The organism is Streptomyces sp. NPDC018833 (assembly GCF_044390825.1).
Classification (GTDB): Bacteria; Actinomycetota; Actinomycetes; order Streptomycetales; family Streptomycetaceae; genus Streptomyces.
On the sequence record NZ_JBIRZM010000022.1, the window covers coordinates 16,910 to 42,676 of the forward strand.

Below are 25,767 nucleotides of genomic sequence, written 5' to 3' on the forward strand. Positions count from 1 at the left end.
TCAGGGATGGCTTATCTCGCGAGATAATTTACTTAGATGCTAAGGGGATGTTTGGTGCAGGGCAAGGCGCGTCCGGCGGCGACCGCTGATCAGGCGCTGTACGCGATGGACCGAATGATCGCGACCGCGCAGTTCGGACAGCAGGACATCGCGCGGCGGCTCGGCCTCAATGTCACGGATCTCACCTGTCTCGGCTTCCTCATCGAGGCCGCCACGGCCGGCGAGTCCCTCGTGGCGGGCGACCTCGCCGACCGGGCCCGGCTGACCACCGGAGCGGTGACTGGTGTCCTCAACCGCCTTGAGAAGGCCGGCTACATCCGTCGCCAGGCGGACCCGCGGGATCGCCGACGGGTCCAAGTGGTCATGGAGGAGTCCGCACTTGAACGCATCCTCGAGGTCTACGGCCCCTTCTACGAGCGCCTGGGCATGCTCTTCGCCGACTACAGCCCGGACGAAATCGCCGTACTGGCGGATTGGTTCACTCGCGCCAAAGCCCTGTTCCAGGATTCATTGGACGAGCTCCGCCAAGGCGTCTCCGAGTGGCCCCCGCCCGAACGCTGAACGCCGCACGGCTTCCCGCGCACGTGGCGCCGGACCACCGGCTTCAGCTGCTGGCGTCGCGGAAGCAGCGATGGTGAGGGCGGTATGGCGGCGAGCTTTTCGGTACTGCAAACGGTCTTTTGCGTGACAGTGGTTAGTTCGTGGTGGTGTGTGGCCTCGTCGTTTGCAGTGGCTGGTGCCGGCTTGGTGTTGTCTGCGGCGGCGCCAGGTGGACCAGTGCAGGGCGTGCTGGATGCCCGGGCGGGGTCGGGTGAGCCGGCTGATCAGGGCTGGGAGTTCGGCAGGGTGAGGTGTATGAGCTGGGAGGATCCGTTTCTGCTTCTGCTGGCGTCCGGCTCGCGGGCCCGCAGTCGGTGATTTCGCGCGTGACGAGTGCCACATGCAGGGGCGTGCCGGTGAAGCAGCGTTTTGCAGCACGGGTGCTGTCTGGGGGTGGATGGGACGAGAGAGCCTGTCTGCTCCGGTCCCGGTGGCTGGAGGCTGGGGCTGTTTGATCTACAGGAGTGCTGATGACTTCCATCGGTTCGCACAAGCGGAAGCGCGGGTGGGGGGCTGTGGTTGCAGGCGCTGCGGTGCTCGCGACGGGGGCGGGAATGGCGGTCGCATCGTCCGTAAGCGCATCGCCGGTGTCGGCAGCGCCCGCAGGCGCCTCCGTCCGGATGGCCTCCGCGGCCGGTGCCGTGCAGGTGGTTGCGCCGGGTGAGGGGATCGCGGTGCCGGAACGAACGACATCACCATCACCGTCCAGGGTGCCGACGGCGCGATCCTGGCGTCGCTGGCCAAGTCCGGCAAGGGCTGAACCGCCCTACAACCCCTACCGCCCCATAAGGGTCACGGAGGTTTGTCTCAACTCCACCAGCAGCGGCGTGCGGACGCTCCAGTCAAAGACTTCACCCACTCATCTGGCGCCTGGCGGGGCTTCGAGTCATGAGCGCACATGGTGATGTAGACATGGGTCACACGGTGGCTGAGTGGACCGGAACCTCCTTCGCAACCTTGGGCTTTGGCGTCGCTGGCCTTGGCATCGTCGTTGTCTCCGGTCCTGTGATCGTCGCGGGCGTCGCGGCCATCGCCCTGTCCGTGATCGTCACCTGGGTCCTCCACCTGGCCGGTTGGGGCAAGCCGAGCGGCCCTCGTCCGGCTGACCAGTGGGACTGGCGCGTAAAGGACCTCACTGCTCGTCGTGGGCAACCCAACTGCGTTGGCTGCCGGATAGCCGGATAGCCGGACGGCGGGCAGCGGCCGCAGCTGAAATCGGTAAGTCGGTGCCCGAAACAGTTGGCGCCCAGCTGTAGAGCAGTGCTCTGACAACCAGTGCCATCCCCGGGCGTCGGGATCAGATCGCCAACCGAGCCCTTCGTGCAGGCAAAAGCGGTCGACCGCCGACCTTCGACGAGACCGCGTACCGGGGACTCGTCGAACGGTGCTGCACGCGGCTCATGCAGTTCCGTGCCGTGGCCGAGAGCTCACGGCGGCAGTCTTCTCGATCGCCGGCCGCCAGTTCAACGACTATGCGTCCAGCCCCCTCAGAACCGCCGCCCCGCGGGAGGGTCGCGAGTCAGACGTGCTGTATGTCAGCGAGGATCCCGTCATCACGTGGGTTGGCACCGCCGTCGGCCCACTGGCTGGTTGCATAGCGCCACCGCTGAATTTCGCCGTCACAGGCGGACGGTGAGCGCGTCCTCGACGATCGAGGATCTTCCGCCGAATCCCACGGGCCAGCCGATGGGCTGGTGGCCAAGATCAATCCGCGGCGACCGCTGTACCGATGTCCCACGACCGGTGCGGCAGAAGTGAGTAGCGATCACTCATGCGCACCGGCTCCCGTACGGTCACGCTGAACCGTGCTGCCTGTTCCTGGCCTCCCCTCCGCGGCGGAGCGTGGGGCACGGAGCATCACCGCCCGGCACGGGCTCACAGTGAAGAAAGGCAGACGGGTCACGTGAAGAATTGGTCGATTTCCGGCTTCGTGGAGACTCGTGAACTGGGGGCCGGCAGCAGCGGACGTGTGGTGATGGCTGTGGAGCAGTCCACGGGTGACCCGGTGGCGATCAAGTACCTGGATGCCCGGCTCGCAGGGGACTCCCGATTTCTCCATGCCTTCCGCACCGAGGCGGGGCTTCTGAGGGACCTGCGCTCTCCGCATGTGGCCCGCTTCCATCGGTATGTGGAGAGCGAGGAGGGCGCCGCGCTGGTGATGGAACTGATCGACGGCCCTTCCCTGAGGACGCTGCTCCGGCAGGAGGGAGCCACCACCCCGGAGGCAGCTCTGACGGTCCTCAAGGGCTCGCTGCTCGGCCTCTGTGCCGCGCACGGGGCCGGCATCGTGCACCGCGACTACAAGCCGGAGAATGTGCTGGTCACGGGCGAAGGCCTGTCAAAGCTCGTCGATTTCGGGATCGCGGCCCGCGACGGGAGCACCCCCAGCGGGGCAGGAACCCCCATGTACATGGCACCTGAGCAGTGGCAGGGAGAGGCAGCCTCCCCGGCCACGGACGTGTATGCCGCCACCGCCACGTTTTTCGAGTGCCTCACCGGGGTGCGGCCGTTCCACGGTGAGCACCTGGCGGAGATTGCCGTGCAGCACCTGTCGGCGGAGGTACCCGTCCGGTCCGTGCCGGAGCCGGTTCGGCCCCTGATTGAGCGCGGTATGGCCAAGCGCCCACTGGACCGGCCGGCATCGGCAGCCGACTTCCTCGCTGAACTTGAGGCGGTGGCTGTCGCGGGCTATGGGGACGAGTGGGAGGAGCGGGGCCTCCACGCACTGGCGCTCTGCGCTGCGGGACTGATGGTGGGCTTGTCGGAGCCTTTCGCCGGTGGGGGCGAGGAGGCGACGACGTCACTTGCCACCACGGACCTTGACGGGCCGGATGGCGCCCAGGCCGTACGGCGGCCCGGTCGGCCCCGGTCCGGGGGCGGCGCCGTGCCTGCCGGCCGGTCCGCCGGGGCGGCACGTCGCCTGCGCGTCCCTGTACTCGTCGGCGCAGGCGTGCTGATGGGTGTGGCGGTGCTGACTGCCGTCGTGGTGAGCGGGGGTCCCTCCTCGCATGAGGCGTCCTCGTCGTCACCAGGGTCCAGGACCCGTCCGGTGCCCGGCAGGACGACTTCGCCGTCCGCCCCAGGGCCGGCGGAGGTTTCGGCGTCCGCCTCCTCCTCGGTGTCCCCTTCCGTCTCCACTTCACCTGGCCCACCCTCGGGCGGAGCCGATGCGACCCCCTCCGGAGGAGGCACCGCAGGCGGTGCGGCTGGGGAGGGGAAGTCCGGCGCGCCCTCCCTCGAACCCGTCGGTCCGGGAGAGCCGGCAGCGGCCACTCCCACCGGTGGCGGGCTGCAGACGCCCGCGGCGGGCTCCGTGGCGGTCAGCGGTGCGGAGATCACCCGGCTCGGTCCGGCGTCGTCGGGGCGCGCAGCCGATGCCACGATCGCGGTGACCACGACAAGCCCCGAACCAGTCACCCTCACCCTGACCTGGTACAACAGCGACGAAAGTGACACTCCGGGAGAGCAGGACGGCGCCACGGAGACCTATGTGCTCAAGGGACGCACCTCGTACGACCTCCGCTACACGCACACCTTCCGCAGCGACAGATGCCCGCGGTACTGGGGCCTGCGGATATCCACGACGCCGGGAGCCGGGTCAGGTGAGCCGTACCGGGACACGGGCGCCCTGGCATGCATCATCGAATTCCCCGAACTGGGCTGAGCGCTGTGTCTGGAGCTACCATGCCGGATTCCCCCGACTGGCCCGCACAGCGTCGGGGCGGCCCCGTGGGGCGGCCGCCCGCGCCCCAGGCCCCGGCCGACGACGACCCTGAGTACCTGACGACAGGCTGGAGTGTCAGCTCCGGCGACTCCTCCGCCTCCCGGAGCGACGTCCTTCCCACAGCCCCGACGTTGTGGAAGACGGGTCTGTACTCCCTGAGCCCTCCCGGGGCGGGCGGTCAGGCGCCGACGGTGCGACTGGCCGACCGGGAGCAGGCCGGCGGAACCGCCGTCACCGCCGTGTGGCGGGGTGGCCCGCAGGTCATCCCGCCACGCCGGCGCCGAAAGGGCGCGCGGATACGGAGATGGGTTCTGCCGGTCCTGCTCGTCGCGGCCGTGACCGCGGTCTTCCTTGCGCTGCGGGTTCTCCCGGAGCAGGCTGCCACCCAGGTCACCCAGGTCACCGAGGTCACCGTTCGCGCCGAGCCAACCGAGGTGGGCTGCAACGGCACCGCCGAGGTGGTCGCCACGGCGAGGACCAACGGTGCCCCCGGCATGATCCGCTACCGCTGGCTCCGCAGCGACGGCACCGTCTCCGGGGAGCTGAACCAGTCCGTCTCGGCCCACCAGAAGGAGGCGCGGCTCGTCCTGCGCTGGACCTTCAACGGCCGGGGCACGCAGCGGGCCGGCGCCGTCGTCGACATCCTCTCCCCGACCCCGCACACGGCCAAGGCTGCCTTCACCTACCGCTGTCGCTGAAGCCGCGTGCCGCAGTCCGGGAAGCCGTCGCGCTGCTACGGCCGGTCCGGCAGGTCTCGCGCTGGTGCCGTCACCGGCGCGCGATCAAGGTCCGTTGGTGTCTGCGTTGTGTTTCTCCCTGTGGCTGGATTCGTGGGCCTCCTTGCCGATCCCATCGGCGGCGCGTGGTTGTGGGCTGGCTGACTCGGGGTGGGTGGGGCAGGGGGAGCGCTGGGACTGGCACTGTCGATGATCGTCCTGCGGACCGACGATGCCACCACAGCGGCCAGCCTCTCTGCCATGGCCGAAAGGCGTGGGACCAGAAGATCGCCAGACGGCACAGGACAGGAACGAGTCATGAGTGCTCTGCTTCACCCTGCCGCCTGTCGGCGAAACCGGATGGCGATGTCAAGGGGGGATGCCAGGGGTGGCCCGGGTGCCGACGGTGCGTCCGTGGCCGTACAAGGGATGAGACGACGGAAGCCGGATACCGGCCCTCCCAGAAGATGTCCAGGATGCCTCGCCATGTACCACCGAAGCAGCGCAGCAGTTGTCCGTCACCTCTTCAAGCCGTTCGCCTCGCGAAACCTTGGCAGGCGGCAACTGCGCACCGGCGATGGCTCGACGCCGGGGCGACGGGAGGCTGCGGGCATGGAGTCTTTCCTCCGTACAGGACGACGCAATGGTGATTGTCTCCGAGCTCGTCAGTAACGCCATCAGGGTGGGGGGCCCGGTGCCGGTGGACATGTGTGTGACGCGGTGGTCGTCGGGGCGGCCCGTGCTGCGTATCGATGTGGTCGACGGCGGCCGGCGACTCCCCGCACGCACGAGATGGGGCAGCTTCCCGGATGACGCCGCATGCCACGGCCGGGGACTTCCCCTGGTCGACATGCTCGCCGACCAGTGGGGAAGCGAGCACAGGCCGGATGGGCATCACGTGTGGGCATGCGTCCGCGACTGCAGCCGCGATGACAGCGCGGGAGCAGTCGCATGATGCCGACAGGCAAGACATGTGTCGACCCTGCTCGTACCGTGGGGGTGAGTGGACCTGCCCGAGTGGTTCGCGACCGTACGGATACCGAGCTGGGACGACGCCGCCTCGGAAGGTCTGACCGACCGATTGGGAGACGGCGCGTGCTCCTCGAGCGTGACGACGAACTGCAGACCCTCAGGGCCGCCATCAACAACCTGGGGGAGGCGGTGCTGGTCCGGGGCGGCCCCGGTCTGGGCAAGACGGTGCTCCTGCACCAGGCCGAGGAACTCGCGAAAGAATCCGGGCTGCAGGTCCTGAGCGCACGCGGTACGGAGATGGAAAGCAGCTACGCATTCGGCGCCGTGCGTCAGCTGTTTGAGAAAGCTCTTGCCGACCGTCCCGGCCTCCTGGAAGAACGCGCGATTGCCCCGGGGCTTGCCGCTGTCCACACAGAGACAAAGGGAGCGGGGCCTGGCGATTTCGCAGTCCTGCACGGCCTCTACCGTCTCACCGCCCTACTCGCGCAATCCGCGCCGCTCGCCCTTGTCGTCGATGACCTGCACTGGGTGGACAGCGAATCGCTGCGGTTCCTGGCCTACCTCCTGCCGCGGCTTCGTGGCGCCCCCATCGTGGGTATCTGGAGCACACGCCCGGCCACCGGGAGTGCTGATGCCGCACTTGCTCAGCTGCTCGAAGACCCAGCCTGCCGTGTGCTGAGGCCTGCCCCCCTGACCCTGCCGGCGGCCGGGAGGCTGCTCGCCACGGATCTCGGACTCCACCCCGAGGCGGCCTTTGTGGAGGCATGTCACACCGCATCCGAAGGCAATCCGCTCTTGTTGTCAGAACTCGCCCGTGTTGCAGCAGCCGACCGCCTCGCACCAACGGCCGTCAACGCCCGCCGGATCGCCGGCCTGGGTGCCGAGGCGGTGCGGCACCGAGTCTCCCTGTGGTTCGGCCGCCTCACCATGGCGGCGGTGAGCGTCGCACGCGCCATTGCGGTACTGGGCAGCGACGCCACACTGCGCCATGTCGGCGCTCTCGCCGGCCTGAGCCTGGATTCGGTTGCAGAGGCAGTCGACGTGCTGAGGGAAGCCGACTTGGTTGTCACGTCCTCTGCCTCTTCCAGTCCCGTCGACCAACTACGGCTCGAATTCGTACATCCCTTGGTTCGCGAGGCCATCTACGAGGACATGGGGATGGTGGCCCGGATCAACGGGCACCGTACGGCGGCCGCACTGCTCCTGGCAGCTGGTGCTCCCACCGAACACGCCGCGTCGCATCTGATGCGCACCCCACCGCAGCATTCTTCCCACCATGCGTTCGTCCTGAGGCGCGCGGCCGATGAGGCAATGCGGCGCGGGGCGCCCGCAGCGGCCTTGGACTACCTGCGTCGATGCCGCATGGAGGCCGTGCCTGACCAGGACGAGCGGGAATTGCTGATGGCCCTGGTGACCGCAGCCGAACTCGTAGACGGTGACACGACCGTCACATACGTCGATGAGTTGCTGAGGACAACGCGGGATCCCATGGAGCGGACTGCGCTGATGGTGAGGGCGGGCAACGCTCTGCACGGTCTTGGGCGCGCGGATGAACTCACGGCCATGGCCGCAAAGGCAATCAATGAATTGCCCAACACTGATGAGGCTGCGCCCATGAGGCAGTACATGGACGCCTGCATTGTCGCATCGTCATTGCTGGGTCAAGGGCAATCTCGAAGAGTGCAGGAGATCCTCGCTTCCTGGAGACAGGATCCTCCGCACGAGGGCTGGGCCGGTGCCGTCGTGGACGGGGTATGGGCAGGCGTTGAGCTGCATTCATGCTCCCCCCGCGCCGTGGACCTGGCGCATCGGGTTCTCACAGGGAATGACGTTCTTGAGGGGTCATTGGCCTCGGCTTGGTTCGCGCTCATCCTTGCGGACGACGAGTCCGCCCTGGCCAGCATGGAAGAGGTGCTGCAGGACACTCGCCGCCGCGGAGCGTCCCGTGGCCTGGCAGCAGTGCTGTGCTCACGCGCATTGGCACGGCTGCGAATGGGACGACTTGCGGGGGCACGGAGCGACGCGCAGGAGGCGGTGGGCGCTGCGCTTGCCTGTCGTCACCGTCTGCTGCACATGCTGGGCCTGCACGTGCAGGCGGAAGCCGACCTGGAAAGCGGCAGGACGCAGCAGGCTGCGCAACTGCTCGCCGGATCGGCGGCCATGCAGGTGAACGAGGTACCGCTGAACATCTTCACGGCTCCGCTCAAGGGAACCTACTGTCGGCTGCTGTCCACTCAAGGTGCCTTCGAACAGGCAGCTGAGGCATGGCAGCGGCTCGGAGCCACCTACCAGAACGAAGCCATCCGCGGGCGCAATCCCGCTTTTCTGCCCTGGCGGTCCGCGGCCGCCGAGTGCCTGATCACGATGGGACGCATGGCGGAGGCCGAACGGCTGGCGCTGAGCGAGGTGGAGGACGCCCGAACGTGGCGCGGTCCAGGAGCCCTCGGAAGGGCGCTCCGCGTGCTTGGACAGACGCGGAGCGGGAAGCGGAACCTTGCCTGCCTGGCAGAGTCGGACGCTGTGCTGAGCCGCTCTCCGGCGGCCCTTGAGCGGGCGAAGACCCAGCTTGCCTGGGGGGCCTCACTACGCCGGGCCGGACAACGAGGCGATGCCCGGCGATTGCTGGCCCAGGCCCTCGCTCAGGCCGTGCGAAGTGAGGCCTCGGCCCTGGCGGAAGAAGCCAGGCGGGAACTTCGGGCCGCCGGCGGCAGGCCGGCTCCGATCGGAGCGCGAGGAATCGCGTCTCTGACGCCGGCCGAACGACGCGCTGCCGAGCTGGCATCGCGAGGGATGAGCAACCGCGAAATCGCCGACCAATTGTTTGTGACCCCCAAGACGGTGGAGGGACACCTTGCGGCCGTCTACCGCAAGTTGGAAATGGACCGTCGAGGACTGATCGCCGACCGCGCCGCGCTGTTCGGCTGCGTTTGAACACACGACGCTACGAGCTCGAGAAGAAGAAGGACAACCAGATGCACAAGATCACTTTGGTTACGGGCGGCACGGGAAACCTGGGCGGCCATGTCGTCACACAGATGGTGGGCCAGGGCCGGCCGGTACGAGCTCTCTCTCGACGCCCGCCGGCCGCGGGAGAGGCTCCCGGCGTTGAGTGGTGCCAAGGTGACCTGGCTGCAGGAGAAGGGCTGGAGCGCGCACTGGAAGGCGTGGACACCATCGTGCACTGCGCCACGGACGGTCGCACACGCCGCGGCGACGTCGTGGCCGCGCAGAACCTGGTGGAAGCCGCCGCTCGTGCCGACGGTCCTCACATTGTGTTCGTATCCATCATCGGTGTCGACCGTCATCCGCTGGGTTATTACCAAGCCAAATACGACACCGAACTGCTTATCGAAGCCTCGGGGCTGCCCTACACGATCCTGCGCGCCGCCCAGTTTCACGACATGCTTCACTACGCCCTTCACCAGGCATCCCGTCTGCCGGTCATGCCCGTACTGGCCCGCACGAGCTTCCAAAGCGTTGACACGGCACACGTCGCCTCCCGCACAGTGGAACTCAGCACTGGAGACCCGTGCGGACGCGTCGCGGATCTCCCAGGGCCGCACACCCTGACGATGACCGACATGGCCCGGACCTACCTCCGGCTCACCGGGCGTCGGCGACCGATCCTGCCGCTGGTCGCGCCCGGCAGTGTCCCCAGGGCATACCGGCAGGGTCTGCACTTGGCCGCAGCGCCCCAACCCGGTAGCCGCTCCTTCGAAGACTTCCTCAGAGAAGGCCCCGCCGTGAAGGTGCCCGCAGCGGCTCGAAAGACAGCTCGTTGAACGACGACAGACTCCCTGCATGCCATGCGTCACCGTCCGACTTCGCCGGCTGGGAGCGACCTTGGCCCCTCATCGGACGCGACGGGACGCTCGATGTCTTCACCCGGGCACTGCGCCATCGCCGCGTACAGGGAGTCCTGATCCACGGGCCCGCAGGCGTGGGAAAGTCCCGGCTCGCGGAGGAATGCCTCGGCCGTGCCGAACAAGCCGGATTCCGCACTGCCTGGGTGGTCGCCACCGCGGCGGCGGCTGCCGTACCGCTGGGCGCCATGGCGCACGTGATCCCCGTCGGCGTCGACCTGTCGGATCCAGTCTCCGCATTCGCTGCAGTGGACGCCGCCCTCGGTCAAGGCGGCCAAGGCAGGGTGGTCATGCTGATCGACGACCTCCACCTGCTGGACGCGACCTCCGTGATGCTACTGCGACAGCTGATGGATTCGGGCACCGTGCTTCTCATCGGCACTGTGCGGACCGGCGAGCCCTTCGACATGGCATCAGCCTTCGGCAGCGCAGACGCGATCCACAGGGTGGACATCGAGGCATTCACGGAAGACCAGGTCGCCGATGTACTCCGCGCCGCGCTCGGCGGACCGGTGAGCGGACACAGCGTCCACGAGCTGTACACGGCCAGCGGGGGAAACGCCCTTTACCTGCGGGAGTTGGTCCTGGGTGCGCTCAGGAGCCGGTCACTGCAGAGCGACGGTGAGGTCTGGCAACTGACGACCGGCCGGCGGCTGGCAACCCCCCGACTGAGAGAGCTGATCGAGGCCAGACTGGCTCAGGCTTCAGAGGCTGGTACCGGAGCACTTGAACTGCTCGCCTTGTGCGAACCGGTTGCCCTGGCCGACGCGCAGGCCGTTGCCGGACTGGCGGAGCTCATCAAGCTGGAACGGCTCGGTTACCTGAGAGTGGTCACAGAGGGCCGGCGCCACGTGGCACTGCTTGCCCACCCCCTCTACGGCGAAGTCGTGCGCGACGCAATCCCCCAGCTGCGCCGCCGCACCATCCTGCTCGGCCAAGCCCAACGAGCCGAAGCACGTGGCGCACGCCGACAGGACGACCCGCTGCACATCGCCTCATGGCGACTCGCCGCAACGGGAACCGCCGACCCTGAACAACTGAACCTCGCCGCCACCCTCGCCCGTCACAGTCACGACTACCCGCAAGTGATCCGGCTGCTCCAGGCACTGCCCCTGAGCGAACACACCGTACACAACCGCCTGCTGCTCGCCGATGCACTGTTCGAGCGGGGAAGCCCAGGTCAGGCGGAACACGTACTCGACCAGGCGAACGCGCTGGCAACCACGGAGAAGGACAAACTTGCCGTGGTCGTGGCCCATTCGGTAAACGCTCTGTGGGGCATGGCACATGCGTCACGAGCGCTGTCTGTGAGTACCTCGAGCCGCGCATACCTGACGTCACCGGAAGCGGCCAGGATCCTCACCGTCAACGAAGGCTGCATCCACGCCGCATGCGGCCGGCCCGCCGAAGGCCTCAAACTGCTGGACGCCCTGGAGCAGGGGGCCGACGCGGCGCCGGACATCAATGTCTGGCTGATCGCAGCAGCCGTCAAGACCAGAGCGCTGCAGATGACCGGCCAGATCACGCAGTCCCTGTCGTGGGCCGAACACGCCTACGCCACACATCAACGTGTAGACAGAAGAGCGCTCGCAGCACCACATCCGGCGATACAGCAGGCACCAGTGGTCCTTGCGCTCGCCGAAGACGGTCGGATTCGTGACGCCCGAACGCTGGGCAGGCAGCTTTTCAGCGAACTCGTCAATTCGGAAGCCAGGCTGGCCCGCATGTGGGTCGCCTTCTTCCTGGCCCGCACCGAATGGCTGGCCGGGCACGCCACATCCACGCGACGCTGGTACGCCGAGTGCATCGCGCTCGCCCGCTCGCACCACAAGACTCGGCCGATGCGAGAGGCGCTGGGCGGACTCGCCGCCTCCATCGCCCTCCTCGGCGACGCTGATGCGGCCGTCGCAACACTGGCCGGCCTTGACGAGGCCGATGCCTCGATGGTCGAGCGCGAGTACGTCAGCGCGATCGCTTCCCCGGGCAGAGCCCTCGGTGAGGCATGGACGCTGGCGGCCGCCGGACACTTGGCGGGGGCCCGCAAGACCTTGCTCCACGCTGCGAGCAGCCTCAAGAACAGCGGAAACCTCTCTTCAGAAGGTCTGCTGCTCATGGACGTGGCACGGCTCGGAGGGGCGGCGGATGTTGTCGGCCGACTCGCGGCCATCGCCTCCCAGTCCGACGGCCGACTAGCCCGGGCTCATGCGGCCTTCGCTGCCGGCCTGGCAGGGAACAACGCCGAGGCTCTGATGCGGATCTCGGACGAACTCGAGGACCTCGGCTGCGACCTTCTGGCCGCGGAGGCTGCCGGAACGGCAGCCTCCGTATATCGCAGGACAGGGAGTTCACGGAACGCCACCGCGGCCGCCGTGCGGTCGAGCGCTCTCGCGGAGCCCTGTGAAGGCGCGCGCACTCCCATACTGGCCACGGCTGACATGACAGTGCCGCTGACCCGTAGGCAAACGGAGATCGCATGGCTGGCTGCTGCCGGGGCTACCAGTCAGGAGATCGCGGACCAGCTGGTGTTGTCCATACGGACGGTGGACAATCACCTGGGGCAGGTTTACAGCAAGCTGGGAGTGACAAGCCGTCGCGAACTGGCTCAGGTGCTGTCGTCGGCGCCCGCTCTGAAGGCGCGGCAAACCACCGGCACGCCGTGACATGCGCTGAGGCGCTCGGACCCGGGTGGGTGCCCGTGAAGCCGGTGGCGGTGCCGTCCCGGAAAGCCCCGCCGATCGCGACATCCACACCGCCGGCCCTGAGGCCTTCCGGACTCAGGCAGACCCGGAGCTTCAGGCACGTCTGGATGCCGCTCCAAGCCGTCTCGTGCTCGGTCCGGTTGATCTTGAGGGGACCTGGCCGGCGCTCGCCGTTGGCCATGGCTCGCCGTCCGTTTCCCCGGAGTGAGGTCAAAGAGCCGACGCGATGCGCTTCGTCGCACGTCAAAGGGTGTTCGCAGCGTCGTCGGTCAGCACGTCCAACGCGTCTGCGAACAGCCGGGCCTTGATCGTGCCCAGTGTCTTGGCGTCCTTCCCTCCCATGCTGCGCGCAAGGTCGGTCGCGGCAGGCAGCAGTCCGTCCTCGGTGGTGGCCATATGGACCAGACCTGCCGTCGCCGCGTGGTCTCCTCCGTAACGTCGTCCGGTGGTCATGGCCTCGTGCACGACGGGCCGGGGGAGACGTGCGGTGATGAGCGCCGTCATTCCCGGACTGAAGGGGAGGTGCAGGTCCACTTCCGGCAGACAGAAATAGCCACGATCGCCGCGCATGACGCGGAAGTCGTGAGCGAGGGCGAGCATGGCGCCGGCCGCGAAGGCGTGGCCTTGGATGGCGGCGATGGTGAGGACAGGAAGCGACAGCACGCGCGCGAACAGCCGGTGCGTGGCGATCATCAGATCGTTGAGCAGCGCGGGGTTGGCCCCGATCCAGTCCAGGTTGAGCCCTGTGGACCAGCACTTGCCACTGGCCACAGTGATGAGTGCCCGGGGTGAGTTCGTTGCCTCGAGCCGGTCGAGCGCCTGGTTGCACGCTGCGATCCAGTCCAGGTCGAACCGGTTCTCGTCGTCGCCGAGGTCCATGAGGTAGGTGTTGTCGTCCATCTGCTGGAGGGCAGGCATGGGATCGTCCTTTCGGTTGGTGTTCTGCGTGGTCTCGCAGGGGGGTTCAATCGACACGGGTGCCGCTCGGCCGGTTCCCGCCGACGTTCCGGCTTGTGTGTACGGGAAGCCGTGATCGGTACCGTCGCAGGGCGCGCTTGCGGCAAAGGAGGTCGAGAATGAACGCGGCCGCTGGTGAAGCCGACGGCGTACCGGCCCGGCCGTCCGCGAGGCGCCTCAACTGGTGCCTGACGAATGTCTGTCGTCCTGCGGCGGCCAGCGTCTTGTCATTCCGTGCCTGGGCCATTGGCTCGGGTTCCGCAAACCGCTTTGAACGCCTGCCCAGCTCCATGGGAACGGCCGAAGGAGACCAGGCCACGCCCGGCACGTCGGACTGAACCTGCCGACCGGGGTGGTTGATCTGTATCCACGCTCGTGCGCCGCCCGACTTCGCCGCCTCGGCCCACAGCCGAAAGGGCTCCAACGGCGTTCTCGACTCCCTCACGACGCCGGCCGGACCAGTCAAGGCCCGCGCGTCGATCACGACGTTTCCCGTGATGATCAGCCCTGCTCCGCCTTCGCTCCACCGGCGATGGGGCCGGTGAATCCGCGGACCCGGCAACTGGCCAGGACCTGCCGGATTCTCTTCCACGGCCGCCCCGGCGAGCCGGTTCGGAGGGAGCACTCCACCGGCAAGCCGGAGAGGCGTGAAGAGTTCGTTCATGAATCCGGGGACGCCTCCCTGTGAGTCTGTGCAGGTATTGGCCTGAGGTTCAGGGGTTGCCGTGCTCGAGCGGAACGCCCCCCATCACGACACGGCCGTGAGGGAATGACCTGGGTAGTCGGTACTCATCTCGGCCCGCAGTTGCCGGTCTGTGTTGCCGAGCCATGGCCCCTTGAGTACCGACTGCTCATACCGGCGGGCGAGCGAACGCCGTAGCTTCCAGGGGTCCGCGGAACGACACACGGAAGGAAAACTCATGGAATCCGGATCGCACAATCACAACGAAATCGTCCTCGAAGTCCCCGAGGGGTCATCGCTTCCCGACCAGAAGGCCGCGTCAGATGCCCAGGAGGCGGTCACACTCAGCGCGGGGCCGATCGGCTGCAATCGCAACGAAATCGGTGCGCTCAACCACAACGAGATCGTCCTCCCGCAGCCCATCGCCTGACGAGGGCGGGCACGCCCCTCACGTGTGCCGGCGGCGCGGCGCCCTTGCTCGGCGGCGTAGCAGATACGTCCACAGGAAAACGGCACTCGGGGCGTGGTGTCGGACGCGGCATGCAGGCTCACTGCGACCTGGCAGTTGGACTGCTTGCCCAAGGCACCCGCACCACTGCCGAGCCACGGCCACCGACATCTTCCCGTCCTTGGGGAACGACACATCGTCGATCACCCACACCATCGGATCGACGACGGGAACCGTCTTGACGGCCACCGCGCGCAACACCGCCACGTGGTCCCACGGCGACTGATTCACAAAATATGTCGGGGACTTCGACAACGCCGAAACCCGTTACCGCAGAGCGCTGGACATCTATGAGGGAACATTCGGCTCCGATCACGACACAGTAGCCACTGTCTGCCACAACCTGGGGGGTCTTTCCCATGCGCGCGGTGATTTTCTTGAAAGAGAGCCATGGGCCGCCCGCGCCGTACGGATCCGCACCCGGCTCCACGGCCCCAACCACATCCTGACCGCACTCGACACCGCCGCGTGGGCGGCGCTCCTGGACGGCTGCGGTCGTGCGGATGACGCCGAACGTTGCCTGCGACATGCGCTTGCCGTCTTTCACGACACCTACGGCACCGAGCACTACGAGATCGCGGTCACCTTGCACAACCTCGCGGCACTGCAGCACCGACGCGGCGATCTGGACCAGGCCGCGTCGAACTGTCTCACTGCCCTGCAGCTCAAGGAGCGCTTGCTCGGCTCAGGTCACCCGGACCTTTCGACGACGCTCGCCAACCTGGCGGCGCTCCACGGGACCCTCGGCGACACCGAGAAGGAGCAAGAACTGTACGAGCGGGTGGCCGCTCTCCTGACGCACAAGGTTCGCGAAACACACCCGACGCTGACACTGGCGCGAACGGCACTCGCCCGGCTCGCCGCCGCTCCCCATCTTCGAAGAAGGCCGTGATGAAGAGATCCCCGTCCGCGGCGCGCGCAGCGCTGGCAGAGGCCGCCATCTGGCTGTCCGCCGTGTCGGTGTCACTGCTTCACCTCCTGCCGACAGGTCTCAACCCGCTGACCGACATGGTCAGCGAATACGCGCTCGGTCGGTTCCCGCTGTTGGCGGACGCCTGCTTCCTGCTGGTTGCCGCTGCCGCCCTTGCACTGGCCGCATGTCTGCGCGGCGTCCTTCCATCGGAGCGTGCGACCGTCACGGGAATTGCTGGACTCACCGTCACGGGTCTCGGCTCCGCCGCGCTTCCTTTCTTCCTCACGGATCCAGAATCGCCCCCCTCCTCAATGCACGGAAAGATTCACGTGGCCGCTGCACTGGTTTCCATGGCAGCGCTCATGGCGGCGATATTCACTCTCGCAATGCGCTTCCGGACCCTCCCGCGATGGAATCGTCTTGCCCTGCCGAGCCTCATCTGCGCAGTCGTCATGAGCGCAAGCTTTCCGCTCATGCTCCTGCAGGTCTTGCCAGGACTCACGGAACGCATCCTCATCCTGGCGGGGATGCTGTGGATCGCCATGACATCCCGCTTCCTTCGTGGAACGGGAGCGAGCTGATGGAGCATCACTTCTCTTATGGCCAACGGAATCATCCATGCCCGAATCGGTGAGGAAGACGGCGACGATTCCCCCTCCGAAACCGGTCGCCGCTCGCCTTGCAGGCGTCGCGAGGTCCCCGCTTGGTCCGGGGCCGGCGCGCGGCAGCCGCGCGCCGGCCCCGGAACTCTGTGCGGCTCTCGGTCCGGGCACGCGGGCCGGAGGTCACTCCCACTGATTCGGCGCTGATGCCCGTGATGGCGGATGGCTCGGTTCTGGGGCCGGGCCATCCGCCATCCCTCTGCGAGTACTGCTGGGACCCCATCAAGGGCAGGTCGGCGCAGAGTTATCGTGTGAGGAAGTCGAGGAGGATCTGTCGGCTGGTCTGGGAGGTAAGGCTGCCATAGGCGTCGTCGAAGGCGTGTTCGGCGAACGGCAGTTTCTTGACCGTGGTGTCGACGCCCTCGGCGCGTAGGGCGTCGGCGAGGTCGTCGATGGTGGTGGGGGATGCGCTGCGGTCGCGGTCGCCGACAACGAGGAGGGTGGGCTGGAGCCCTGCGGTGACATGAGTGGTGGGCGAGACGGCGTGGTAGCGGTCCGGGTGCTGTTCGGGGGTGCCGCCGGTGAACAGTTCGGCGGCCCGGCGCGTGCCGGCGACGTCGCGTTGCCACATGCCGGTGACGTCGGTGCCGGGGTAGAACCCGACGACGGAGTGCGGGGGCTCGGGAGCGCGGCCGTCGCCGGCCTTGATGGTGCCGTTCTTCAGGCGCCAGGCGGCGTCCAGGGCGAGGGTTCCGCCGGCGGACATGCCGCCCAGGGAGATTCGGTTGGGGTCGATGCCGTAGTGGCCGGCGTGGTCCTCGGTCCAGCGAAGTGCGGTGACGAGGTCCTGGGGGGCTTTGTCCCAGGTGGGCCGGTCGGGGCGGGCGAGGCGGTAGTCGACGGCGATCGCAGCGACGCCGTGGTCGGCCAGCCACCGGGCGGTGCCGCGCAAATCGCTCTTGTCGAAGGTGTGGAAGCCACCGGCGTGCGCGAGCACGATCGCCGGGACCTTGCCCGAGCGGGTCTGTGCGGCCTTGGGCAGGTAGAGGTCGGCCTTCAGCTTCTCCCCGTCGCGCTTGGCATAGGTGGGGGAGTCGTCGGGGACGGCGTCCGGATAGGCGAGCTGGGTGATGACCTCGCCGAAGGAGATTCGGGTGTGCTCCTTGCTGGCGGTGGCGTACTGGACCGCGCCGATCACCAGGGCGAAAGCGGCCGACACAGCGGTGAGCGCGGTTAGTGTCCGACCCCAGTGGACAAGACCGCTACGCCATGCCAGCACACCGAGGCCGAGGCCGACGAGAGCGAGCAGCGCGATGTGGAACGGATACTGGCCCCCCAGCACCGGCCCGATGACGCCGACTTTCGGGATCGCTGGTATCCAGGCGCCCAGCACGATCGCTCCGTCGAGGAAGGCGATCAGCGAGGCGATCAGCGCCAGGACGACGCGGAGGATCCTGCGGACGGGCCCGGGGCGTGCCTGGCGGCGGGCCGACCGGGTCGGGGCAGCGGGCTGAGGCGTGGACATGTTGGCGCTCCGTGAGGTGGGATCACCGGCGGATGCATCAGGCTCTGCCGGACATGGCACCAGCGTCCCGGCCGGACCCCTGGCCGGCGTCCCCCTGCAGAGCCAAACCGCCGCCTGGCTCCCGGGGGGTACGCGTGATCACCGCGGTTTGGAGCCGGGCACCACCAGACCGTTTTCGTAGGCGAGGATGGCTGCCTGGGTGCGGTCCCGAAGCTGCATCTTGCTCAAGATGCGGCCGATGTGGGTCTTGACCGTCTCCTCGGCGACCACGAGTTTCCGCGCGATCTCCGCGTTGGACAGGCCGAATGCGACCTGAACCAGGATCTCGGTCTCCCGCGGCGTGAGCCGTTCGATCCGCGCCCCGGGTGTGGGCCGGGGACCGGATGTGGCGCGGGCGAACTCGTTGATCAGCCGCATGGTCATGTCCGGGGCGAGCAGGGCGTCACCGCGCGCGACGATCCGCACCGCCTCCGCGAGCTGGTCACCGGAGGCGTCCTTGAGCAGGAAACCCCCGGCGCCGGCACGCAGCGCCTCGTACACGTACTCGTCCAGGTTGAACGTGGTCAGGATCAGGATCCTGGTAGCCGTCTCGGGGTGTGCGGTGATGCGGCGGGTGGCCTCGATGCCGTCCAGGTTCGGCATCCGGATGTCCATGACGACCACGTCCGGCCCGAGCTTCTCGGCGAGCGCGACGGCCTGTTCGCCGTCCTCGGCACACGCGATGACCTCGAGGTCCGACTGGGCGCCGAGCATGACCGAGAACGCGTCACGGACCATGGCCTGGTCGTCGGCGATCAGCACGCGGATTGTCACGGGGTCGACTCCTTGCCGGTGGGTGGGGCGGGGACAGGGAGCACAGCATGGACCTCCCAGCCGCCGTCGGACGCGGGGCCGACGCTCAGCTCCCCGCCCAGCATCGCGGCACGCTCGCGCATGCCGGTCAGGCCGTGCCCTGCGCCGGGTGACGGTCCGGACGCCACAGGCACGGCAGTGTTGGTGACGCTCAACGTCAGCGTGTCGCGACCGTATCCGATCCGCACGACGACCTCGGCGCCGTAGGCGTGCCGCAGGGAGTTGCTCAGTGCTTCCTGAACGATCCGGTACGCGGACAACTCCACCCCTGGCGGCAGGGCCCGCGCCGTCCCCCGGACCTGCGAGGTGACGGTCAGCCCCGCGGCGCGGACCGAGTCCAGCAGGTCGTCGAGTCGAACCAGGGAGGGCTGCGGTGCGGTGCCGGCTGCGCCATCGCCGGGAAGCTCGAAGCGCAGCACGCCCAACAGGCGGCGCAGCTCCGTCAGAGCCTCCAGTGCGCTCGCCCGGATCGACGCGAACTCGTTGACGAGTTCCGCGGGCGGATCCGGCACACGGTAGCGGGCAGCGTCGGCCTGAACGGAGATCAGGGACATGTGATGGGCGACCACATCGTGCAGCTCACGGGCGATTCGGGCTCGTTCCTCCAGCACGGTCCGCGCGGCCCGCTCGTGGGCGGTCGCAACGAACTGCTCAGCCAGCCGGGCACGATCCTCACGCCGCCCCCGCCTGATCGACCCCGAGACCGGCCCCACAACGAGCAACACGGTGCCAAAGGCGGTCACGGGCCAGTCCCCGACCGCCGCCCCGGACAGCTTCAGAACCAGCATGAGCAAAGCGGTGACAGCGATCGCCACAGCCGTCGAGAGAGGAGGCACCCGAAGCGACAGCAGGAACAGCACCATGGCCTGCACTGCCCACACCCACAGCCAGTTGTCGTGGGTGGGCGGATGCCCCACCACGACAACGACCGTCATGGCCATCGCGAGCCACCACGCCGGCGTCGGCCACCGCAACGCCACCACCACGGTGGCGGCGTGCACCGCAGCCAGCACATGTGCGGTGAGATCCGCGCCGGTCCCGCCCAAGGCCACAGCGAGCAGAAACACCGAGACCTGCGGCAGCCGGCTCAAGGGGCGGGGCCAGGACAGCGGCGGCAACGGCCGGGCCCTCGCGGTCAGCAGATCCGCCCGAATCCCCGACCTGTCCGGCACCAATACGCCAACGCTTTCCTTTATTCGGATATTTTCGGGCACAACGGGCATCCTCCGAGGTCAGTGTGTGGCAGTGCCGCACCGACGGTAGACAGCGAACCTTCTGGGCACATCCCCCCACAGAGCTCACCACCGCATGGCTTCCCGGAGTCATGCGCTGCTGGACGGGGGTTGCCAATCCCGCGTACTTCGGCGGCGAGCCTGTCGGCGAGGTCGCGGCGGGCGCGTTTGAACCGGCCCTTCAGGTAGCGCTCCACGGTCCGCTGTGAGACACCCAGCCGCTCTCCAACGCGCCAGGTCGAGCCCTTCAGCGCCATGAAATGGCGAAGGCGATGGTCCGCCGCGCGATCGCGAAGAAGGTCCCGTTCGGCTGGGTACCCCCGGATGCCGCCTGCCGCTACAGGAAGGTCTGGCGGCACGAGTGCGAACAGGCCGAGTCTGCCAGTCATGGATTATCAGCCACCCTCTTCCCTGGTGGCTGATTCCCGTGCATGCTGTGCGGACCCCGCCTGGTGCGCCAGGCGGGGGCCAGTCCCTCCCGGCCCCCCCCACGGGAGGGCGGTCTCATGCCCGCCACCGGATGCGACGCTGACCCGCCTACCGCCCTCGCGGTGCAGTGCTTGCCGGGGAAAGGTGTCTGCCCGAGCCGCTCAGGGCCGTGCAGAGGGCGCAGGGTGGGCTGCGGCCACGGGTACGAGCGTGTGACGACCGTGGTGGAGCCGTGAGCAACCAGAGGTAACGCTGCGCGCAGACTTCACCGCTGCTGCGGCAGCCGAGCGCGTCCTGGGCCGCGAGCCTGAACTCGACGACATCGCCCTGGTGCGCTCACCGGACGAACTGGCCGGTCTGGCCGGTCCGCACGCGGACTACTTGGAGCCGATCGTCCGCCGCTTCCCCGGGGGCCGCTGAGCTCAGGTGCCGGCGAGGAAGTCACGTCCCCGCTCGTCGAGCTCGGCCACGCACCGCAGGCCACGGGCCCGGAAGCGTGCGAGGTCGCTTCGCATGCGAGAGACGCCCTTCGGGTGCGGACGGAGCGGACACCGCCCTGCACCCGTGCGCGGGTGCGGACGTTCGGGCTTTACCGCCGGGAGCCGGCAACGTTTGCTGGGCACCGCTGGGAACGCTCCGTCAGCGGCGGGAAAAGCATTGTTAGTTCTGGGAGCGCGCCGGTACTTGCTTCCGGCCGTCTCGTGTGCTGGTCGGCTCGGAGTGAGTGATCATGGCCGGACTCCTGATCTCTGACCCCAGCCGTGAAGAGACCGCCAGGGCAGGTCCGGAGCGCCGCAGGCGTAACCCCGCTGCCGAAGGTGCCGCCGCGTACCTCGCTGTCCGCCGACCTCACCACCGTGACTACCCGAGAGGACCCAACACCTGATGTCCATATGGCCTTCGATCGTTGCCGTACTCGGTACCCTCGCCGGCGCCCTGACCGCCGGACTCCTCCAGCACCGTTCGGCACGCACCGCACGCGCCGAGGAGCGCGTCGACAGCCACCGCCAGGACCAGCTCGGCGCCGTCACCGACTTCGCGGCCGCCCTGGACGCGCACCGCTCGGCGATGTTCCATCGGGAGCGTCTGGCCCTGAGCGAGGCAGGCACCGAGCACCAGCTGGAGGCCCAGACGAGGTCCCACGACACCCGGGCGGCAATCACCGCGCCCCACATCCGCCTTCAGGTCCTGGTCCCCGAGCTGGCCGGCCCCGCCCAGCAGGCCGCAGATGCCACGTACGCGCTGCGCAAGGCCATCGACCGGGCCGAGCTGGACGCCCGGCGGCATGCGGCCAAGGAAGCATCCGTCGCCTTCATCGCCGCGGCCGCCACGCTGCTGAGCCCCGACAACCGCTGACTGAGGGCGACCACTGCCAGCGTCCTGGCCGTCCGGTCGTGCCGGTCCCAACACCGGCCTGGCCGCGCCTCTGGGATCCCGCTACACGGACACCGCCACCGGGTCGCCGATGTCTGAAGACCACCGGATCCCGGATGACCACCGGATGGAATTGAGGAAGGGCACCCCCCCACATGGGAGCTGGGCAGGGGCTCCGGAAGGCGGTTGCGAACCGCGGGCCGTGAGACGCGGAGCGCAATGCGGTTTCGGCTGACAGGTCCTGGTCTGTAGGGTCTGTCCGACGGCTTGCTTTCACGGTCGGTCCCCGCTCTGCGGAAGCCGCCCGCCGGCTGGCGTGACAGCCAGGTGCTGCCCATGGTGGGAGCGGGCCGCCGTGACCCGGCGGTGTGCCGGCCGTCAGGGCGCACATCCCGGAGGATTCCATGTCTGCTCGCACCCCCTGCCCCGACGTGTCGCATGGGCGGTGGCCCTTCGTGGGGCGTGAGGCCCAGACGGTCCTGCTCCGCGACGCGTGGCACGATCCCGGCTGCCACGGAGTGATCATCTATGGGGACGCGGGCGTGGGGAAGAGCCGTCTGGCCGAACGGTTCTGGGAGGAACTGGTGGCAGGCGGCTTCCGGGGCGGCAGGACGGTGGCCACCGCGGCGGCGGCCACGATTCCCCTGGGCGCGGTCGCGCACCTGCTGCCCCCGGGTCTTGACCTGTCGGATCCTCCCGCTGCCTTCCGGACAGCGGTCAAGGCCTTCGAGACCGGGGGGCGCGGCCGCTTCGTCATGCTCGTCGACGACCTCCACCATCTGGACGCGGCCTCGGTTGCGTTGGTGACGCAACTGCTGACCGCGGGGGTGATGTTCCTCGTGGCCACTGTCCGATCGGGACATGCGGCCGTCGACGCGGTACGGGCCCTGGACCAGTGCGACCGGATGCGAAGGATAGACCTGACGGTGCTTCAGCCCACCGAGAGCGAGGCCGTGCTCTCCTCCGTCCTCGGCGGAAGTGTCGAGCGCCGGTCGAGCCTTGAGCTGCACCGGGCGAGCAACGGCAATCTGCTCTTCCTGAGGGAACTGGTGCTCGGCGCGCTGGAACGGGGCGACCTGGCCCGTCATGGAGAGCTGTGGCGGCTGTCGGGTCCGCCGACCGGCACCCGATGGCTCGCGGAGCGGATCGAGGACAGGCTCGCGACCGTCGACGCGGCCGGCCGCCGCGCTCTCCAACTGCTCGCGCTCGCCGAGCCGCTCAGTGTGAGCGACCTCACCGCCCAGGTGTCCCCCGCCACGGTGGCCGAGCTGGAAGCAGCCGACCTGATCCACGTCCAGGCGGACGGCCGGCGCACCAGCGTGACGCTCGCGCACCCCCTGTACGGCGAGGTCATCGGCGCACAGCTTCCCGTCGTCTCGCGTCGCAGCCTGCTGCGCGGTCTGCTGGAGAAGCTGGAGTCCCGGGGGACGCGCCGACGAGAGGACGCCCTGCGCATGGCCTCCTGGCAACTCGCGGCGACCGGGTCCGCGGACCCGGAGCTGATCATCCTGGCGGCCGGGCTCGCCCGCCACGGACACGACTACGAGCAGGTACTGACCCTTCTGCAAGCGCTGCCCGACACACACCGGTCGGTCAGCACGCGGATCCTCGAAGGAGAGGCCCTCTACCAGTTGGGCCGCCTGAGCGAGGCCGAGCAGATGCTCTCGCACACCTACGCCCTGGCCCGCACCGACGAGGAGCGGCTGATCATCACCCTGGAGCGCACACAGAATCTACTGTGGGGCGCGGGAAGTGCCGAGGAGGCACTCAAGGCCCATGCCGAAGGGCGCGCCGGCATCAGCGACCCTCGCCTGCTCGCCGCCCTGGACATCGACCAGGGAGCGATCCACGTGCTCGGCGGACAGCCGCAGGCCGGGCTGCGCCTCCTGCGGGGAGGGGAGGCCATACCGGACGACCGGGCGCGCACCTACGGCCTCGGGATGAAGGTGCTCGGGCTCGGGTCCACCGGCCGCACCGCCGAGGCCATCGAGCTGGGGCACGTCGCCTACGAGGAGCACGTGCGCGCCAGCACACGCGTCGTCATCCAGCACCCTTCGGCGTCGCTGTCCGCCCTGTCCCTGGCGTATGCGGCAGCCGGCGATCTCGAGAACGCCCGCCGCACCGCGGAGAGCGGCCACGCGAGCGCGGTCGAGGCGGGCGCGACCCAGCCTGCCGCCTGGCTCGCGTGGGGTCTCGGGCGCATCCACTGGCTGGCCGGCCGGGCGGCGGACTCCCGGCGCTGGTACACCGAGGCGCTCGCCGTCGCCCGTCAGCAGAACGTCTTGATCCTGCTGCGGCTCGCCGCGTCCGGACTGGCGGCCGCGGCCGCCCTCACCGGCGACACGGAGACCGCGGAGTGCGTCCACACGGATTTCGACAGCTATCCGGAGTTTCCGTTCATGGCCGGGGAGGACGCCCTGGGACGCGCCTGGCTGCTGGCCGCCAAGGGTGACCTGGTGGCCGGCCGTGAGATCCTGTTCCAGGCCGCAGCCCGGGCCCGAGATGCCGAATACAGCAGCTCCGAGATGCTCCTGCTGACCGAGGCGGCACGGCTCGGCGGCGCCCGGCAGGTCCGTGAACGCCTCGCCGAGCTGGCCGCCTGCTGCGACGGGGCCTTTGCCGGTGCGCGGGCCGGCCTGGTCTCCGCCATGGCCGCCCGAGACGCCGAAGCGCTGCTCGCGGCAGCCGAACGGCTGCACGCCATCGGGGCCCACCTGCCGGCGGCCGAGGCAGCGGCCGACGCGGCCGGAATTCTTCGCGGCAGCGGCTCGGCGCGGGCGGCCACGGCGGCGGAGGCACGGGCGAGCCGGCTCACCCGGCACTGCCAGGGTGCCGTCACCCCGCTGCTGGCGCTCACCTCCGCGCCCACGCCCCTGACAAGGAGGGAATCCGAGATCGCGCTTCTCGCCGCGTCCGGGTTGTCCAGCAAGGAGATGGCCAATCGGCTGACGCTCTCCGTGCGCACGGTGGACAACCATCTGCGCCGGGTCTTCACCAAACTGGGCATCACCACCCGCCGCGAGCTGCCCGACGCACTGAGACGGGAGTGAGGCCCTCGGGCATCCGGACTGGACCTACGGGCGCACTCACCGGACTGTCCTGGTCCCGAGCCGAAGTGGCCGCACGCGGGGGCCGGTGTTCGTACCCACCGCAAGCCAGGGCCTGGCAAGCAGTCGTGTTGTCACCAAGATCCCTGCATGTGGTGGAGGCCAGCTCTGGGCGGGGTCGCGCCGTACTGCCTCAAGCCTGGCGCCGTGGTCGATTGCCTTGGCGCGGTAACCGGTGTCGGCCCATGCCTTGCTGACGCGGGGATGGGTTTTCACGCTGTTCGAGAGCAGGTGAATGCCGCCGGCGTTGTCGGAAACGCTCTCGGCGGTGGCCCGGACGGCCAGTCCGCGGAGGGCACTAACATGTCGACATGCTGATCCGGCCAACCACTTTTGAGGATCTCCCGGAGTTGGTCGCCTGGGAGCGCGATACGGACACCCAGGGCTGGCTGGGTAAGACTGGCCAGGCCTGGCACGGGAGCGCCCTGACAGATTCCGATCAAGACCATCTCGTGAGTGATCGCGACGGAGTTCTGTCCGGGTTCGCTGTGCTGGCGGGTGTCCGCCGCGCCGACAGGGTTGTCGAGATTCGGAGAGTGGTGGTGAGCCCTGCACTGCGTGGCGCAGGGTTCGGTCGAGAACTGCTCAGGGGTTTGCTCACGCGAGCCTACAAGTATCACGAGGCCAGCTGCGTTTGGCTGGATGTCAAGGTCGGAAATCTGCGTGCACGAAGCCTCTATGAGTCCGAAGGCTTCACAGTCAACGACGCCCATCCGGTAGCCGGTGCGGAGACAGATGACGTGCCCGCAGCTTTGATCATCATGGTTCACCGACGCCGATGAACAAACGGAACCCTGGCTCGGTTGCTGCCCGGGTTTCCTCGACCAGGTGCTGGTGCGAGGTGGTCTTGCGGGCCAGGCGTCGGGTCATGAGAGTGACGGCGGCGCACGTGATGAGTGTCTCGGAGTGCTACTCGTCGCGTAGCAGAGCTGATCGAGCCCCGCACGCCCTGGCACTGCCTCGGCCGCGGCGAACTCGGCACCGCGGAACGGGTCGACTGGTTCAATTTCCA

Annotated in this window: 18 protein-coding genes and 2 pseudogenes; 14 read left to right on the forward strand and 6 right to left on the reverse strand. The window is 68.5% G+C overall.

Translation table 11 applies throughout. From position 1 onward, the window contains the following. Window positions 1-54: 54 nt before the first annotated feature. The 8 genes from ACH5AF_RS31590 (at window position 55) to ACH5AF_RS31625 (ending at window position 12,535) form a co-directional block, all read left to right on the forward strand. The gene (locus tag ACH5AF_RS31590; protein ID WP_398906442.1) at window positions 55-561 is read left to right on the forward strand and encodes a MarR family transcriptional regulator; all 507 of its coding nucleotides are present in this window, start codon (window positions 55-57) and stop codon (window positions 559-561) included. Window positions 562-1,512: 951 nt separating this feature from the next. Then, a complete protein-coding gene (locus ACH5AF_RS31595) occupies window positions 1,513-1,785 on the forward strand; it encodes an HGxxPAAW family protein (protein ID WP_398906443.1) in 273 nt (90 codons plus the stop codon). Window positions 1,786-2,530: 745 nt separating this feature from the next. Beyond that, window positions 2,531-4,264, forward strand: a complete 1,734-nt coding sequence (locus tag ACH5AF_RS31600) for a protein kinase (protein WP_398906445.1) — start codon at window positions 2,531-2,533, stop codon at window positions 4,262-4,264. A 20-nt stretch (window positions 4,265-4,284) separates the two neighbouring features. Further along, entirely contained in the window at window positions 4,285-5,022 is a 738-nt protein-coding gene (locus ACH5AF_RS31605) for a hypothetical protein (RefSeq protein WP_398906447.1), read from the forward strand. A gap of 661 nt (window positions 5,023-5,683) precedes the next feature. After that, window positions 5,684-5,995, forward strand: coding sequence for an ATP-binding protein (locus tag ACH5AF_RS31610; protein WP_398906449.1), 312 nt, complete (start codon window positions 5,684-5,686; stop codon window positions 5,993-5,995). Between the two features lie 140 nt (window positions 5,996-6,135). Beyond that, window positions 6,136-8,943: an ATP-binding protein gene (locus ACH5AF_RS31615; RefSeq protein WP_398906450.1), complete on the forward strand. Its 2,808-nt coding sequence runs from the start codon at window positions 6,136-6,138 to the stop codon at window positions 8,941-8,943. Window positions 8,944-8,984: 41 nt separating this feature from the next. Continuing rightward, entirely contained in the window at window positions 8,985-9,794 is an 810-nt protein-coding gene (locus ACH5AF_RS31620) for an SDR family oxidoreductase (protein WP_398906452.1), read from the forward strand. Beyond that, entirely contained in the window at window positions 9,791-12,535 is a 2,745-nt protein-coding gene (locus ACH5AF_RS31625) for a LuxR C-terminal-related transcriptional regulator (RefSeq protein WP_398906454.1), read from the forward strand. Before ACH5AF_RS31620 ends, ACH5AF_RS31625 begins: the two co-directional genes overlap by 4 nt. 282 nt (window positions 12,536-12,817) lie before the next feature. On the opposite strand, the gene ACH5AF_RS31630 is transcribed toward ACH5AF_RS31625, so the two are convergent. Continuing rightward, on the reverse strand, window positions 12,818-13,492 hold the full coding sequence (locus tag ACH5AF_RS31630; protein ID WP_398906455.1) for an enoyl-CoA hydratase-related protein: 675 nt from the start codon (window positions 13,490-13,492) through the stop codon (window positions 12,818-12,820). 959 nt (window positions 13,493-14,451) lie between these two features. Here ACH5AF_RS31630 and ACH5AF_RS31635 point away from each other — a divergent pair. Continuing rightward, window positions 14,452-14,643 (forward strand): hypothetical protein, encoded by a 192-nt coding sequence (locus tag ACH5AF_RS31635; RefSeq protein WP_398906457.1) that lies wholly within the window; start codon window positions 14,452-14,454, stop codon window positions 14,641-14,643. A gap of 18 nt (window positions 14,644-14,661) precedes the next feature. On the opposite strand, the gene ACH5AF_RS31640 is transcribed toward ACH5AF_RS31635, so the two are convergent. Further along, window positions 14,662-14,952, reverse strand: a complete 291-nt coding sequence (locus ACH5AF_RS31640; protein ID WP_398906611.1) for a transposase — start codon at window positions 14,950-14,952, stop codon at window positions 14,662-14,664. A gap of 19 nt (window positions 14,953-14,971) precedes the next feature. On the opposite strand from ACH5AF_RS31640, the pseudogene ACH5AF_RS31645 reads away from it, so the two are divergent. Together ACH5AF_RS31645 and ACH5AF_RS31650 are read left to right on the forward strand one after the other, a co-directional pair. Further along, window positions 14,972-15,613 (forward strand): annotated as a pseudogene (locus ACH5AF_RS31645) (tetratricopeptide repeat protein); the annotation flags it as partial. Further along, a complete protein-coding gene (locus tag ACH5AF_RS31650; protein WP_398906459.1) occupies window positions 15,613-16,215 on the forward strand; it encodes a DUF998 domain-containing protein in 603 nt (200 codons plus the stop codon). The pseudogene ACH5AF_RS31645 and the gene ACH5AF_RS31650, both read left to right, overlap by 1 nt. 325 nt (window positions 16,216-16,540) lie before the next feature. On the opposite strand, the gene ACH5AF_RS31655 is transcribed toward ACH5AF_RS31650, so the two are convergent. The 3 genes from ACH5AF_RS31655 to ACH5AF_RS31665 form a co-directional block, all read right to left on the reverse strand. Continuing rightward, entirely contained in the window at window positions 16,541-17,761 is a 1,221-nt protein-coding gene (locus ACH5AF_RS31655; RefSeq protein ID WP_398906462.1) for an alpha/beta hydrolase, read from the reverse strand. A 138-nt stretch (window positions 17,762-17,899) separates the two neighbouring features. Then, window positions 17,900-18,574 (reverse strand): response regulator, encoded by a 675-nt coding sequence (locus tag ACH5AF_RS31660; protein ID WP_398906464.1) that lies wholly within the window; start codon window positions 18,572-18,574, stop codon window positions 17,900-17,902. Then, the gene (locus ACH5AF_RS31665; RefSeq protein WP_398906466.1) at window positions 18,571-19,704 is read right to left on the reverse strand and encodes a sensor histidine kinase; all 1,134 of its coding nucleotides are present in this window, start codon (window positions 19,702-19,704) and stop codon (window positions 18,571-18,573) included. Before ACH5AF_RS31665 ends, ACH5AF_RS31660 begins: the two co-directional genes overlap by 4 nt. A gap of 1,455 nt (window positions 19,705-21,159) precedes the next feature. Between ACH5AF_RS31665 and ACH5AF_RS31670 the strand changes: the two genes are divergently transcribed. Together ACH5AF_RS31670 and ACH5AF_RS31675 are read left to right on the forward strand one after the other, a co-directional pair. Further along, window positions 21,160-21,630, forward strand: coding sequence for a hypothetical protein (locus ACH5AF_RS31670; protein ID WP_398906467.1), 471 nt, complete (start codon window positions 21,160-21,162; stop codon window positions 21,628-21,630). A 422-nt stretch (window positions 21,631-22,052) separates the two neighbouring features. Continuing rightward, on the forward strand, window positions 22,053-24,698 hold the full coding sequence (locus tag ACH5AF_RS31675) for a LuxR C-terminal-related transcriptional regulator (RefSeq protein ID WP_398906469.1): 2,646 nt from the start codon (window positions 22,053-22,055) through the stop codon (window positions 24,696-24,698). A 165-nt stretch (window positions 24,699-24,863) separates the two neighbouring features. On the opposite strand, the pseudogene ACH5AF_RS31680 reads toward ACH5AF_RS31675, so the two are convergent. Further along, window positions 24,864-25,040: pseudogene (locus ACH5AF_RS31680) on the reverse strand (IS5/IS1182 family transposase); the annotation flags it as partial. A 26-nt stretch (window positions 25,041-25,066) separates the two neighbouring features. Here ACH5AF_RS31680 and ACH5AF_RS31685 point away from each other — a divergent pair. Beyond that, window positions 25,067-25,537 (forward strand): GNAT family N-acetyltransferase, encoded by a 471-nt coding sequence (locus ACH5AF_RS31685; RefSeq protein WP_398906471.1) that lies wholly within the window; start codon window positions 25,067-25,069, stop codon window positions 25,535-25,537. The last annotated feature ends 230 nt before the right edge of the window (window positions 25,538-25,767 follow it).